13 protein-coding genes are annotated in these 14,430 nt (G+C 42.3%); 12 read left to right on the forward strand and 1 reads right to left on the reverse strand.

What is annotated here, in order from left to right; genetic code table 11:
• The first annotated feature begins 126 nt into the window (after window positions 1-126).
• From KJS58_RS05775 to KJS58_RS05800, 6 genes are all read left to right on the forward strand, one after another.
• Entirely contained in the window at window positions 127-627 is a 501-nt protein-coding gene (locus KJS58_RS05775; protein ID WP_213531325.1) for a tetratricopeptide repeat protein, read from the forward strand.
• A 516-nt stretch (window positions 628-1,143) separates the two neighbouring features.
• A complete protein-coding gene (locus KJS58_RS25610) occupies window positions 1,144-5,118 on the forward strand; it encodes a S8 family serine peptidase (RefSeq protein WP_213531327.1) in 3,975 nt (1,324 codons plus the stop codon).
• Between the two features lie 95 nt (window positions 5,119-5,213).
• A complete protein-coding gene (locus tag KJS58_RS05785; protein ID WP_213531329.1) occupies window positions 5,214-6,449 on the forward strand; it encodes an S-layer homology domain-containing protein in 1,236 nt (411 codons plus the stop codon).
• A 112-nt stretch (window positions 6,450-6,561) separates the two neighbouring features.
• Window positions 6,562-7,602, forward strand: a complete 1,041-nt coding sequence (locus tag KJS58_RS05790; protein ID WP_213531331.1) for a serine hydrolase domain-containing protein — start codon at window positions 6,562-6,564, stop codon at window positions 7,600-7,602.
• Between the two features lie 126 nt (window positions 7,603-7,728).
• Entirely contained in the window at window positions 7,729-7,998 is a 270-nt protein-coding gene (locus tag KJS58_RS05795; RefSeq protein ID WP_213531333.1) for an HPr family phosphocarrier protein, read from the forward strand.
• 132 nt (window positions 7,999-8,130) lie between these two features.
• Window positions 8,131-8,943 (forward strand): class I SAM-dependent methyltransferase, encoded by an 813-nt coding sequence (locus tag KJS58_RS05800; protein WP_213531335.1) that lies wholly within the window; start codon window positions 8,131-8,133, stop codon window positions 8,941-8,943.
• 146 nt (window positions 8,944-9,089) lie between these two features.
• Here the strand turns inward: KJS58_RS05800 and KJS58_RS05805 are convergent, their stop codons facing one another.
• Window positions 9,090-10,031, reverse strand: coding sequence for an urea transporter (locus tag KJS58_RS05805; protein WP_213531336.1), 942 nt, complete (start codon window positions 10,029-10,031; stop codon window positions 9,090-9,092).
• Between the two features lie 249 nt (window positions 10,032-10,280).
• Here KJS58_RS05805 and KJS58_RS05810 point away from each other — a divergent pair, with 249 nt between their 5' ends.
• Genes KJS58_RS05810 through ureG form a run of 6 tightly spaced genes read left to right on the forward strand, consistent with a single transcriptional unit; the run spans window position 10,281 to window position 14,430 of the window.
• Window positions 10,281-10,583, forward strand: a complete 303-nt coding sequence (locus tag KJS58_RS05810) for an urease subunit gamma (protein WP_213531338.1) — start codon at window positions 10,281-10,283, stop codon at window positions 10,581-10,583.
• A gap of 26 nt (window positions 10,584-10,609) precedes the next feature.
• Window positions 10,610-10,930, forward strand: coding sequence for an urease subunit beta (locus tag KJS58_RS05815; protein ID WP_213531340.1), 321 nt, complete (start codon window positions 10,610-10,612; stop codon window positions 10,928-10,930).
• The gene (gene ureC / locus KJS58_RS05820; protein WP_213531342.1) at window positions 10,930-12,642 is read left to right on the forward strand and encodes an urease subunit alpha; all 1,713 of its coding nucleotides are present in this window, start codon (window positions 10,930-10,932) and stop codon (window positions 12,640-12,642) included. Before KJS58_RS05815 ends, ureC begins: the two co-directional genes overlap by 1 nt.
• 12 nt (window positions 12,643-12,654) lie before the next feature.
• Window positions 12,655-13,110 carry an urease accessory protein UreE gene (gene ureE / locus KJS58_RS05825; protein WP_213531343.1) on the forward strand — a complete coding sequence of 152 codons (456 nt, stop codon included), beginning with the start codon at window positions 12,655-12,657 and terminating at the stop codon, window positions 13,108-13,110.
• On the forward strand, window positions 13,103-13,789 hold the full coding sequence (locus KJS58_RS05830; RefSeq protein ID WP_213531344.1) for an urease accessory protein UreF: 687 nt from the start codon (window positions 13,103-13,105) through the stop codon (window positions 13,787-13,789). Before ureE ends, KJS58_RS05830 begins: the two co-directional genes overlap by 8 nt.
• 29 nt (window positions 13,790-13,818) lie before the next feature.
• Window positions 13,819-14,430 carry an urease accessory protein UreG gene (gene ureG, locus KJS58_RS05835; protein ID WP_213531345.1) on the forward strand — a complete coding sequence of 204 codons (612 nt, stop codon included), beginning with the start codon at window positions 13,819-13,821 and terminating at the stop codon, window positions 14,428-14,430.

Here is a 14,430-nt window from a genome sequence, read left to right on the forward strand (position 1 = left end):
TCTCTTTTTCTTGTTGAGCTTTCAGCTGGGACTAAATGATTCTAAATTAAACATTACTTCAGAAGTAGATGGTTTAGCTGATAATATAATAGGAAAGCGATAGAAGAGAGTAGGAGAAAAGAATCTATGGATTGTTTAACACAGGCAGTTCAGTTAAGAGAGAGTGGACAAAACGAAATGGCACTTGAGGAACTACTTACGCTTGAAGAACTTTTACGTGATGGGAAACTTCTGATCGATTCTGCACAGTTACATTATCAGCTTGCCTGGACGTACGATACATTAGGGCTCGAAAAAGAAGCAGTTCCTTACTATGAAGCTGCTCTTTCAGGCGAACTATCCAAGGAAGACAGAGCGGGAGCATTACTTGGACTAGGCAGTACATACCGAACACTTGGCCAGTATGAGACAGCGGAGAAGATTTTTGAGACTGCCATATTTGAGTTTCCAGAGAGACGGGAATTCCAGGTTTTTATGGCGATGGTTCAGTATAATCTCAAAGAACATAAGCGAGCGATGAAATTGCTCTTGCAGGAAATTGCCGAACATTCGGCTAATGCCGGTATACAGAAATACAAACGAGCGATTGCTTTTTATGCAGATAAATTGGATGAACGCTGGGACTAACTATCAAAACGCAGGATTGTCGAATAAGCTCCTCAAAGGGAGATACATAGTGTAATAAAATGGTCTGAAACCTCGTGTCAGTATACTGTGGTTCAGGCCTTTTTATCTATTAAAAAGAGAGGTAGTTCTCTTGGTACGGATTGTTTACTCTGTAATGGAAAAAGAAGTGTAAACGATGTGCAAGACACTAGGTCTAGCTAAATCGGGATCAGTGATCAAGGGGGTAGCTCTAAATTCCTATCTTTTAAAATACGAGGAAAAATAATGACTTATGAAGACAAAATAACAACAGAATATACATATTTCAACCATTGGATGATTAATCGTGTGTAATGTTATCTGACCTATACTAGAACCAATTGATAGATTTCTACATCGATATGACTATATTTTTATAGAAAAAACATGAAAGTGATAAGAAATCTATCATTAAAAAGGTAGAACAGGGAATTCTACAAAGTTTTTACCCCTGTTACATTAAAATAGTTTTGAAAGAATTGAACAAGGAGGAATACCATGCAGTCTAAGCCTATATTGCGTAAAGTGATGTCGCTCTCCGTCGTTTCTGCCATTTTTATATCCGCTCTTTTTCCTGCTGTCGTCTCTGGTGCTGAAGCTAGAAAATTTCATTCCGAGGCGTTTCAAGTCGATTCAAGCAAATTATCTTCGGTCACATCTAAAAATCTGATCATGGATAAGAAAATAGAAGCGATGAGAAACAAGAACGGTGGTATGAAAGCAAACTCATCTATTCAGAAAGTGGACTCCCTAGCTTCTGCTAACATCGATAAAAAGAGTGGTGATATAGCGCCTCAAAACTACGTCCCTGCCTCTGACAGTACGGATCTTATCAGTGTAATTGTCGAACTAACCGAAAACCCGGTGGTTGTAGAAGAGGCGAATCGTGAACAAGGAGTAAGTAAATCAGGAGTAAACCAGCGAAGCATCATTAAGAGACAGCAGTCCACATTTGCTGCTGCGGCTGCAAAACTGAATGCAAAACTCAAAACAAATTACACAGATGTATTCAATGGTTACGCGCTTGAGATCACTGCAGATCAAGTGGATTCTTTACTGGGTCTTCCTGGTGTGAAGGCAATTTATCCCGATGCAGAAATGAAAGCAACACCAGTGAGCAGTGTAACGCCGAATATGGATGACAGTGCTCCTTTTATCGGTTCGGATACGTTCTGGGATACCGGTTATGATGGTTCTGGAATTAAAGTAGGTGTTTTGGATACGGGAATAGACTATGACCATCCGAGTTTGAAAGATGCCTACAAAGGTGGTTATGACTTTATCGATAATGATAACGATCCATATGAAACGCGGCCTGATCCAAACGATCCCGAAGCAGCAACGGAACATGGTACACATGTGGCGGGAACGATAGCTGGACGCGGAAACCCGCTTGAGCCAGATGGCAGTACGGGGTGGGTACGCGGCGTTGCCTATGGTGCTGATCTCTATGCATATCGTGTGCTTGGACCAGGCGGTTCTGGTGCCACATCAGGAGTGATCGCAGCGATTGAGCGTTCCGTACAAGATGAACTCGATGTCATTAATCTCTCGCTTGGCAGTGCGATTAACAATGAGTATGATCCTTCTTCCGTTGCTCTTAATAATGCAGCACTAGCAGGAGTCGTAGCGGTTGTTGCGAATGGTAATGACGGTCCAGGTGGTTATACACTCGGTTCACCAGGTTCAGCAGAGATTCCTATTTCTGTAGGAGCTTCTACACCGCCTCTTAACGTTCCAACAATTGAGGCAGAGGGTCTGATTAAAACTTTTGGCAGTTTGATGACTTTCTCGCCTGATCTTTCATCTCTTCCAGATAAGCCGATAGAAGTTGTAGCTGCTGGAATCGGAAGTACGGAGGATTTTGCAGGTAAAGATTTGACAGGTAAAGTGGCACTCATTCAGAGAGGGACTATCTCTTTCACCGAAAAATCACGAAATGCACAGGCGGCAGGAGCAGTAGTGGCTGTTATTTATAACAACGCACCTGGTAATTTTGGGGGTACCTTAGGTGAGCCAGGAGATTATATTCCTACTTTAAGTATCTCTTTAGAGGATGGTACGGCACTTAAAACCAAAATAGATGCGAATCCAGGTTGCAAAATCAATTTTGGTGTGGAAATGAAGCAGGATTTAATAGGCGACTTCAGTTCAAGAGGACCTGGTCTTCCTAAATACGGCATTAAGCCGGATATTTCGGCTCCAGGGGTCGGTATTCGTTCTTCCGTTCCGGCATATGGCGGAGATTATACGGATGCATATGCGGATCTGCAAGGTACAAGTATGGCTGCGCCGCATATTGCGGGAGCTGCAGCACTTTTACTTGATAAAGATTCATCCTTGAACCCGTATGAGATTAAGGGACTGATGACGAATAATGCGCTCAAGATAAGCGATCTAAAAGGAAATCGTTACACCCATAATGAGCAAGGTGCAGGTCGAATTGATCTAACAAGTACGCTGAAAGCCAAGGCAGTAGCCCTTGTGGAAGAAGCAACTACGGCAGTAGAATCGGGAAATGCTACACCATATGAAACAGGTCTGCTTTCTTACGGAATTCTCGCAGGGGGACAATCTGCAACGAAGACCATTAAGGTCAGCGATATTGTGTCTGAGAGTTCGGCTTATACCATTACAACCGAGTGGTATGGAACTGCTCCAGGTACGCTTACGGCAAGCGAGTCTTCTGTAGAAGTTTCTGCAGGAGGAGATACGGAATTTACGGTAAGCCTTACGATGAATGCAGACATACCTAATGGAAATTATGATGGAGAAGTGATTTTGACCGAAACTTCGGGTCATCAGCTCAAGATTCCTGTATATGTATATGTCGGTGAACCGAAGAAGATTGATATCGTATCTGATCTTGAACTTCTTCCGCAGTTCTTCTCTCCAAATGGAGATGATCTCGTTGATACAGCGGATGCTCATTTCTCGGTAAATGTGGCGAATAACTATTTCTCACTTGATGTATTTGATGCCTATACAGGGGATTGGATTGGGGTTGTCGCTGAGGTTCTAACTGGTTTAAAACCAGGAGATTATAACTTAACAGGTTGGGATGGCATCGTATCAAATTATGAAACTGAGTTTGCACTTGATTCAGATGTTTACGTTCTAGCTCCTTATGTAGGCATTGATGACGAGGAATTAGAAATTGTAAAGGATGCTGCGTATGATTTTGTTATTGATAAAGAAGCCCCTGTCAGTTCTCTTCATGATCCTGCGATTCAAGTGAAAGATAACATGGGGGTAATTACAGGGCAAATAGAAGATGACCTCGTAGTTGAACTGCTTGGAAATTATTCGGGTATTGCCGTGGATGCGGTATACGAAGTAGATGGCAAATCGGAATATGTTCCCGGTACGATTGATTCAGACGGAAAGTTTACCATCGAAGTACCTGTAACGAAAGGGGAAAATCAATATCATATCTACGTTTACGATTTTGTTGGTAATGGTTTCTCAGAACCTGCTCATGTAGTGAAATATAATTCAGACGGCGAAGAAGAGCCGGAGGAGCCGGGAGAACCAGCACCAGGCGCCATCTCACTTTCGGCAAACCTCTCTAAAAAGCAAGTATCTGTCAATGAAACGTTCAATGTAGATATTGATTTTACCGACACCAAAGATCTTTATTCCGCTCAATTCAGCTTAACGTACGATAAAGATCTCGTGAAAGGTTCGGTAACACCAAGCGTGGCGCTCGCTACTTATCAAGAAGAAATGAACCCAGGAGTGTCACCGATTATTAAAGAGGAAACAGTAGATCTTGGTAACGGAAAAGCAAAAACGGACTACGTCATTTCTCTTGCCGGGATCCCGGATGGATATACGGGTAAAGGAGCACTTGCCTCCTTTCATTTTGCAAGTCCAGAAACAGGAGACTTTACGTTCTCTCTGTCCAATGTGCGAGTCTTAAATAGTGAGTCAGAAGATATCACCCTTGGGAAAGTTTCGAGTGGTACGGTTAAAGTGACGCAGGTTCCAACCCCTGATCCGGATCAATTCAAGATCACAGGCAGCATTGATGCAGAGGCTTTCCAAGATGTGAATTACAGTGATACTTGGTACCAAGGCGCGGACGGTGTGCACAAAGTCGTTGTGGAAGCACTGAATGCAAGTGGACAAGTAGCGGGTTCAGGTGTGGTAAGTGCGGATGGTACGTATACCATTGAAGTTCCAAAAGGAACCTATACCGTGCGTGTGGTTGTGCCAGGTCACATCTCTGAATCGAGTTCAATAACCGTAGATGGCAATGAATCCATGAACTTTGGACCACTTACGGCAGGGGATCTGAATCAGGATGGTCATGTAAATCTCGTTGATCTGCAGCTTGCAGCTAAAGTATTTGGCGCTGTAAAAGGAGCAACCTGGCCGAATGCAAAAACTTCAGCCGCTGATTTAAATCGTGATAATAGTGTTGATCTACTGGATATATCCTACATTATTAATAATTATGAAATCGAGTAATGAAGTAGACTTGCCAGGGTAGGTTTGACTGAAGAGAGGATGGAAATTGACTTCCTCTCTTCCTACATACTGAAGACGACAGGAGATGCGGGAGAATGAAACTATTGAAGACAAAGAACAAATGGATCGCTTTCACAGCTGCAATGGGGATAATGTTCTGCGTTATTCCAGCGGGTTCACTGTCAGCAGCTTCAGAGGTAAAGAATACGAATAAGGTCGCAGGTGATAATCTGCCGATTGTTCGTCTGGTACCTTCGGTATATCAGGCTAAGGTGGGGGATACGATTGAGGTTGCGATATGGCTGCAAGGATTTACCGGTGACTACAGCCATGTTCAAGGGTACGAGATTCATATGGATTATGACGCAGCACTTCTAGCACCAGATTCAGGTACTAAGAAACTATCTCCGCAGGTCTTCAAGAAAACAAGCAATCCGATGAGTCTTGTTAATAAAATTGATCCCGGCGGGAGCGTTCAGATCTCAGAAGCGATTACTTCGCAGGATGCTAAACTTTTTACCGGATATGGAAAAGTAGGAACGATTTCATTTCATGCATTAAAAGCAGGGACTGTCACATTAAAACAAGCGAAGTCTATTATTATTCAGCCGAACAACCCAGGTCTAAACATGAAGCACCAAACGAATGAGCCAACGATTACGATTCGTGAGAGCGGTACAGCACCGGATAAAGTGAACGAAAAGACACAAACCGTAGGGGACTTACCTGTAAAAAAAATAAGTCAGCCTACCTCTGCCCAAACACTTGCAGGCTTTAAAGATCAAGGAGCAATAACGAAACTAAAGTGGGCACAGGATTCGATTATCAAGCTTGCGTCAAGCGAGGTTCTGCAAGGCACAAATGAAGGCAATTTTGAACCGCTTCGAGATATGACAAGAGCTGAATTTGCCAAATCAGCTGTAGTGGCACTCGGGCTGGATATGAAACAGCAGACAACTCCTACTTTTTCAGATGTCAAAACCTCAGACTGGTACTATGACTATGTGGAAACGGCAGGAGCATATGGGCTGATTCAAGGTAGAGAAGATAAACAAGGGGAGCTCCATTTTAATCCAAATGCACCGATTACAAGAGCAGAGCTTGCTGCTATTTTAGCCAGACAATTAAAGAATAGTGGTAAAGGAATGACGAGTGACAATAAGAATCCATTCACTGATATTCCGTCCCATTGGGCAAAAGAGGACATCATTTATCTACATGGAAACAAGCTGATTCAAGGCAAGACAGCAACCGCGTTTAAACCAGGGGAAAAGGCCAGCCGTGCCGAAGTAAGTGTACTGCTTGAACGTGTTATACAAACCGTAAAATAAGAGAAAAAACCGTTTCATTCCTGACAAGGAGCGAAACGGTTTTGTTTTGTAACCTAGCAATTTCCATGTTACCATAGTAAAGAATAGACATATGACTTGGAGGGTTTCGCTAGTGAATTATTCATCTTCTGGATTCGATCCTATCTATCATTTTATAGAGCAAAATGTAATCAATAAGAAATGGCCTTCCGCTGTATTTGGCATTACGAACCGCGATGAAATTCTCGATCTTCGCTCTTATGGCACTTATGAAGATGGTAGAGAAATTAATAGTAAGACGATATTTCCTGTATTCTCTATAACAAAGCCGATGATTGGACTTGCCATTATGCAACTTTGGGAGAAAGGCTTGCTTCATCCAGGACAATTAGTAAGCAAAATTCTACCGGATTTTGCGGAACACGGGAAAGATAAGCTTGCGTTATGGCATCTGCTTACTCATACATGTGGACTCGATCAACGTTATTTAATGGAATGCGCTCAGGGTAAACATGCTCCTGATGGCTTACTCCATCCTCATCTATATACTGCACTTGCGGAGAGTCACTTAGAGTCTGCCCTTGGGCAGAAAGTCAGCTATAACAATGCGGCATTTACGGTACTCGCTGAGATTATAGAACGGATAAGCGGCATGACGTATGAAGAATATCTACACAGGCATATTTTTGAACCGCTTGGAATGAAAGATACTAATTTTGGCGGGGTTCATCAGGATCAATCGAGAATAGCACCTATAGCGGGAGCGGAAGCGATGGCAAGTCATATGGATTCATTTGTAGCGGCTAAAATTCCATTTGGTGGTCTATTCAGCACAGCAGACGACCTGCTGCTTTTCGCTAAATCCATGTTAAGACAAACGGAAACCCAAGAAGGCAGTTTCTTAATTAAGCCTGCGACTTTTAAACAAATGATCACACCTCAAACGCTCCATATCGAAGAGGTCGATTCCGATTATGGTTTCGTATGGAAGACTCCAGTCCGCCATAAAGGATTTATAGAGCGTGAAATTTATGGTCATAATGGAATGGGTGGATGTATGGTTTGGATGTATCCAAAACAAGATGTTGCTTTCGTACTCATGACAGCTGCATTAGGCAAGCCGGTTGACAATATACACGTCCATAATGTATTCACTTCCAGTTTACAAGGTTAATGCGGATGACCTTTACACGAATTGGACAAAAAGCAACATTTACCATTTCTTGAATTTGAATTAGAATAGATTTACGAAAACATGTGAGCAATAACTTAAAGTAGATTCGAAAAGGAAGTGGCGAATGTGAGAGTTCATGAATTCACAGTTCATTCGAATATTGATCGGTTTGAATTAATTCAAATCTCGAACTTGGCTTCCCGATTTATATCTCAGATTGTTCTCTCCTATGTAGATAAAGATGAGCACGAACATATCATAGATGTGAAAAGCTTGCTCGGAATGATCTTTCAACCGATTATACCTGGAACCCGTCTTCGCCTGTCCGCAAAAGGAAAAGATGAACTGGAAGCACTCGAAGCCATGCTAGAACAGTTCAGCAAAATACAATCATAAGTGAAAATAGGAACCTTGAGTTCACATTCTGTTGTATACAGAAGGATCTCAAGGTTTTTTTCTATCTTTTTATATAAAAAGCAATTAATTTCCATTACAATAAGGGATAACTTATAGAAAGAAGGAATGAATATGAACCATATATCACGTAACCGGGCATCGATGCCGGCAGGGACTTCCGTTATTGTTAATCAGCGATCGCTTGAAGCATCAAACCGGAGACTTGCAGCACTCCTGCAGTCGGGCATGTCTGTACTTGATGTAGGCTGTGCCAGCGGTGCTATTACCCGAGGAATTGCGGAAAGGGTAGGAACAGAAGGGAAGGTCACCGGAATCGATGTAAGCGAACGTTTGATACAAGAAGCAAAAGAACATTCAGATTACCTAACGAATCTTGAATTTGAAGTGGCTGATATTTACAATCTGCCTTATGAAAATACATATGATGTGATTACGGCCGCACGTGTCCTGCAGTGGCTGTCGGAACCACAGAAAGCATTAGAGCAAATGGTCGATGCTGTGAAACCAGGCGGTACGCTGCTTGTTCTGGATTATAATCATGAAAAAATAGAATGGTCTCCCGCACCGCCGGAAGCCTTTTTACACTTTTATTCCGCGTTTCTGAAGTGGAGACAGGACAGCGGTATGTCAAATGAAATCGCAGATCAGCTGGTTTCCCGTTTTGAAGAAGCAGGACTTGAGCATGTAATAGAGTATGAACAGCATGAAAAAACATCAAGAGGAGATCTTGATTTTGAGAACAGAATCGCAATTTGGGCCGAAGTAGCAGAAAGTCGCGGCAAACAACTGGTATCTGATGGTTATCTTACGGAAGAGGAACGGGTTGAGGCTGCCGTTTCTTATCGCACTTGGGCTGCGCAAAATGCGACGGGAATGAAGATGTATTTGCTTGCCATCCAAGGTAAGAAACCTGAGCAGATGTAACAGAAGAGAAGGTATGAGAGGGATACAAGAACAAAAAATCCCCTCAGGTAGCAGAAGAGAGATGAGTCTTGATGGGATCTCTCTTTTTGCTGTTAATCTCCTAAGGGGATAGATTGATGTCCTTCTAAGCCGCGAGTACCCGATTACTAAATGTTAGGAAGCGCTTTTCTTGCGGCAAGAAATAGCCAAGTGGATAGAACAAAAGGCATTGTCAGAGTTGGAAGGCCGTACGGCATCATCCAAGTGGTTACACTTGCGGTAACAGGTACGGATACAATAGCCGCAATAATACCGGTTATGGGTGCGAAGCGGCTTTTTGCATCAAAAACAACCCCAACTGCTAACATCGTTAATACAGCATTAAATCCATAAAGTCCTGAATTGAGCATAGAGACTTCTGCCCCTAAAAAGTAGGCGGTTAACATGGCAACAACGGAACCAAGGACAGCATAAAGTCCAAGTTTCCACCCAGCCCAAAATATCCCAATTAAAATCAAAATCCCTGACCAGAAGGTGTCTTGGAAGAAAACTTGTCCAACACCGGAGACCGTTCCCTCTATCCAATTCATCGTACCCTCGAAATGGAGATCCAGATGAGACAGATCCTGAGGAGTAAGGTTAGGATTCAACCGGAACACACCAAGGCGATAGGACGCAAGCAGTAGAAACCAAGTCATAATAATGTAAGGAAACGTAAGTGCAGGTACGTTCAGATGCTCCATTAATTGCATGATCGCGACAGTAAATAGAGCGGCCACGACAGCTCCAGCCATCGCAATAACAAAACGAATGCCGCCTTGTAGATTGAGAGAGATGGCTATGCCGGCTAACACGGAGTTATATCCAAGCAGTCCCTGGTTTATGAGCGTTCGATTCGCTCCTCCGAGTCTTCCAATCAACACAGCAATGAGAGAAGATAGTAAGGCAATGATACCAAGCGATACGGAAGAAAACATAATTGCAATGGTAATAAGGAGTCCTGTAAATGCATTTTCAATAAATATAACTTGGGATACTCCTTTGAAAACGGCAGAAATTAGCGGAGAAATCGTTTCCTTATAAACTGACTTCTGAATATCTAAATGCATTGTAGTCTCCTTTTTAACCTTTGTTATGTGAGTAGCTGGGAAAGGGTTGTGAAAAATTTGACATATCGTGTCGAATTTCGTGTATAATAAGTATATGCAATTTGTGGTATATATAAATTATGATATAGTAAGTATACTAGGTTAGCAATCTTAATCTCGAATAAGAGTGGTATATTCTCTTTGATAGGTCCTAACCCACAGGTTTTTCGACAATTTTTAAAAATAATGATGGATTTTGGAGGCTGAACTATGCACTTATTGCCGCGTGAGATTGACAAACTATTAATTGTGGTGGCTGCTGATCTTGCCAAACGTAGAAAAGAAAGAGGACTCAAATTAAATCATCCGGAAGCCATCGCTTATATCACTTATGAAGTGCTTGAAGGTGCACGTGATGGAAAAACAGTTGCTGAACTGATGGAATTCGGAGCAACGATTTTAACACGTGATGATGTGATGGAAGGAATTCCAGAGATGATTCACGATATTCAAGTGGAAGCTACTTTCCCTGATGGAACAAAATTGGTAACAATACACAGTCCAATTCGCTAGTACGAATTGATAGGAGGAATACAGAAATGATACCGGGACAAATTTTCCTGAAAGAAGAAGAGATTATCTGTAACGCTGATAAGACACCTTCTAAAATCAAAGTGAAAAATACAGGAGACCGTCCTGTTCAAGTTGGATCTCATTTTCATTTTTACGAAGTAAATGGTGCACTTGAGTTTAATCGTGAAGAAGGTTTTGGCATGCATCTGAACATTCCAGCAGGTGCGGCGGTTCGTTTTGAACCAGGGGACGAAAAAATAGTTGAAGTGGTTCCTTATGGCGGAGAACGCCGTGTGTATGGGTTTAATAATAAAACGGATGGATCCGTGGAAGGTGGAGTTAAATAATGAGTTTTCGTATGCCAAGAACTCAGTATTCTCAAATGTATGGACCAACAACAGGGGATTCAATACGTTTGGCGGATACAGATTTAATTATTCAGATTGAAAAAGATTATACATCGTATGGGGATGAAGTCGTATTCGGCGGCGGTAAAGTCATCCGTGATGGAATGGGTCAGCATCCGCTCGTAACACGCGGAGATGGAATACCTGACGTAGTTATTACCAATGCAATTATTCTGGATTACACTGGTATTTATAAAGCAGATATCGGAATCAGAGATGGAAAAATTTCCGGAATCGGGAATGCAGGGAATCCATTAGTTATGGATAATGTGGACATCGTGATCGGAGCTTCTACCGAGATTATTGCCGGAGAAGGAATGATTGTGACGGCTGGGGGAATCGATACGCATGTTCACTTTATTAACCCTGCACAGATCGAAACTGCTTTATCATCTGGTCTGACTACACTGATTGGCGGAGGAACGGGACCTGCTGCAGGTTCAAAAGCAACGACGGTCACTCCTGGGGAATGGAACATCCATCGTATGCTGGAAGCAGCAGAGGGAATGCCTATCAATGTTGGTTTCACGGGTAAAGGACAAGCTGCAGCGGAAGAGCCTCTAGCAGAACAAGTACGCGCAGGAGCGATTGGTCTAAAAGTTCATGAAGACTGGGGTGCTACAGCATCGGCGCTTGATAATGCACTGACGGTAGCAGATAAATATGATGTCCAAGTGGCAGTTCATGCGGATACCTTAAATGAAGGTGGCTTCATGGAGAACACGATGGCTGCCATTAAAGACCGCGTTATTCATATGTATCATACGGAAGGTGCAGGCGGAGGACATGCTCCCGATTTGATTAAGTCGGCCAGTTATATGAATGTTCTTCCATCATCTACGAATCCAACATTACCTTATACAGTCAATACCATTGACGAACATCTAGATATGCTTATGGTATGTCACCATTTGAATCCATCGATCCCTGAGGATCTTGCTTTTGCAGATTCCCGGATTCGCCGTGAAACCATTGCTGCTGAAGATATCCTGCAAGACATGGGCGTGTTCAGTATGGTCAGCTCCGATGCTCAAGCTATGGGCCGTATTGGCGAAGTTATCCTTCGTACATGGCAGACGGCTGACAAAATGAAAAAACAACGTGGTTCTTTGCAAGGCGACAGCGCAATGTCGGATAATAACCGTGCAAAACGATTTGTTGCTAAATATACCATTAACCCAGCGATTACTCATGGGATCTCAGAATATGTAGGTTCTATTGAAGTAGGGAAAATGGCCGACCTTGTTATTTGGTCTCCAGCCTTCTTTGGTGTAAAACCGGAAATGATCATCAAAAATGGTATGGTTGTTCAGAGCTTGATGGGTGACGCGAATGCTTCGATCCCTACACCGCAGCCGGTCATTTATCGTCCGATGTATGCACAGTATGGAAAAGCACTTTCCAGCACATCTGCAACCTTTATCTCACAATCCGCTTACGACCTGAAGGTTCACGAGAAATTAGGATTGGAAAAAATCATTCTTCCTGTACACGGCATTCGCAATCTAACAAAGAAAGATATGAAATTGAATTCCGAAACGCCAGAGATTACGGTTGACCCGCAAACGTACGAGGTAAGAGTTAATGGAGAATTAATTACATGTGAACCTGTTGATCGCGTGTCTATGGGTCAGCGCTATTTCTTATTCTGAGGTGAGAGAACATTGATTATTGAAAAAGTCGTAACAAATATAGAAAACCTATCTAAAGAAGAAATAGAGAAACACCATATTGAAAAGGTGTATCTTGAAAGTTCTGATCTAGTAAAACGAATCCAACGTGTCAAAACAGACCACGGTAAAGAAATTGGTATTCGCCTGAAAGAACAGCGTGATCTGATCGCCGGAGATATTCTGTATATGGATGATAAAGACATCATTATGATTGATGTCACTTCCGATGATCTCATCGTCATTCGTCCGCGCAGCCTAAATGAAATGGGGACCATTGCCCATCAATTAGGAAATCGCCATCTTCCAGCCCAATTTGAAGGTGATGAAATGCTTGTTCAGTATGATTATCTTGTTGAAGAATTGTTGAATCAACTGGAAATCCCTTATGAGCGGGAAGAAAGAAAAGTGAAACAAGCATTCCGCCATATCGGCCACAGTCATGGATAAGAACACGCTTTCCTTATTTCAACTGTGTGATTCCAATTTTCCAACAGGGGCTTTCAGTCATTCTTATGGTCTGGAGAGCTATATTCAGGAAGATCTTGTGTATAATGAGCAAACTTTCTCTGAATGGTTACATGTGTACTTATATGAACAGCTTGTCCATACGGATGGACTTGCTTCTCGTATGGTGTATGAAGCTTTAGAGGAAGAGAACTTGGAAGCTGTGTGGAAAATGGATCGGCTGCTATCTGTACAAAACTTACCGCGTGAGACAAGAGAAGGCACGAAAAAGATGGGCGATCGTATGTTAAATCTTGTTGGATCTATGTATGAAGTACCGGTTCTTAAGCAGTACCGGGAGCAGATCAAGACGAAGAAATGCTTCGGACACCCTGCCATCGTCTTTACGATGATTGGGCATCATCTCGGTGTTTCCAAATCAACAACCATTTTATATTATTTGTATTCGATTCTATCAAGTCTTGTTCAAAATGCTGTGCGTGCGATTCCTTTGGGTCAGACGGCTGGCCAAAAAGTCATACAGCAATTTCAAGGAGATTTGATAAAAGCAACGGAGAAAATTATGGTAATGGCTGAACATGATTTTGGAATTATTTCACCAGGACTTGAGTTATCACAAATGAAGCATGAACGTGTAAATATTCGTATTTTTATGTCATAAATTTAATCAAAGAAAGAAGTGTTTATATAATGGAACCAATTAAAATTGGAGTTGGCGGACCTGTTGGGGCAGGTAAAACGATGCTTGTTGAGAAATTGACTCGTCATCTGGAAGGCGAAATCAGTATGGCGGTCGTAACAAACGACATCTATACCAAGGAAGATGCTAAATTTTTGATGCAAAATGGAGTTCTTCCAGCAGATCGTATCATCGGTGTTGAAACAGGTGGATGTCCGCATACGGCGATCCGAGAAGATGCTTCTATGAACTTCGCTGCTATCGATGAACTGAAAGAAAAACATCCTGATGTTGAGCTTATTTTCGTAGAAAGCGGTGGCGATAATCTAGCTGCGACATTCAGCCCTGAGCTAGTTGATTTCTCCATCTACATCATCGACGTAGCACAAGGTGAAAAAATTCCGCGTAAAGGCGGACAAGGGATGATTAAATCTGATTTGTTTATTATTAACAAAACCGATTTGGCACCTTATGTGGGCGCAAGCCTTGAAGTTATGGAATCTGATACTAAGGTTTTCCGTGGCAACAAACCATTTGTATTTACGAACCTGAAGGATAACAAAGGACTTGATGATGTCATTGACTGGATTAAAAATAATGCATTCTTAAAGGGATTAGAATAG

The organism is Paenibacillus sp. J45TS6, assembly GCF_018403285.1.
Taxonomy (GTDB): domain Bacteria; phylum Bacillota; class Bacilli; order Paenibacillales; family Paenibacillaceae; genus Paenibacillus.

What these genes read in the sequence shown, in the direction of transcription:
- ureC (WP_213531342.1), top strand. Translation starts at nt 10,930, where the DNA reads ATGAGTTTTCGTATGCCAAGAACTCAGTATTCTCAAATGTATGGACCA.
- KJS58_RS05810 (WP_213531338.1), top strand. Translation starts at nt 10,281, where the DNA reads ATGCACTTATTGCCGCGTGAGATTGACAAACTATTAATTGTGGTGGCT.
- ureG (WP_213531345.1), top strand. Translation starts at nt 13,819, where the DNA reads ATGGAACCAATTAAAATTGGAGTTGGCGGACCTGTTGGGGCAGGTAAA.
- KJS58_RS05815 (WP_213531340.1), top strand. Translation starts at nt 10,610, where the DNA reads ATGATACCGGGACAAATTTTCCTGAAAGAAGAAGAGATTATCTGTAAC.
- KJS58_RS05805 (WP_213531336.1), bottom strand. Translation starts at nt 10,031, where the DNA reads ATGCATTTAGATATTCAGAAGTCAGTTTATAAGGAAACGATTTCTCCG.
- KJS58_RS05830 (WP_213531344.1), top strand. Translation starts at nt 13,103, where the DNA reads ATGGATAAGAACACGCTTTCCTTATTTCAACTGTGTGATTCCAATTTT.
- KJS58_RS05800 (WP_213531335.1), top strand. Translation starts at nt 8,131, where the DNA reads ATGAACCATATATCACGTAACCGGGCATCGATGCCGGCAGGGACTTCC.
- KJS58_RS05785 (WP_213531329.1), top strand. Translation starts at nt 5,214, where the DNA reads ATGAAACTATTGAAGACAAAGAACAAATGGATCGCTTTCACAGCTGCA.
- KJS58_RS05775 (WP_213531325.1), top strand. Translation starts at nt 127, where the DNA reads ATGGATTGTTTAACACAGGCAGTTCAGTTAAGAGAGAGTGGACAAAAC.
- KJS58_RS25610 (WP_213531327.1), top strand. Translation starts at nt 1,144, where the DNA reads ATGCAGTCTAAGCCTATATTGCGTAAAGTGATGTCGCTCTCCGTCGTT.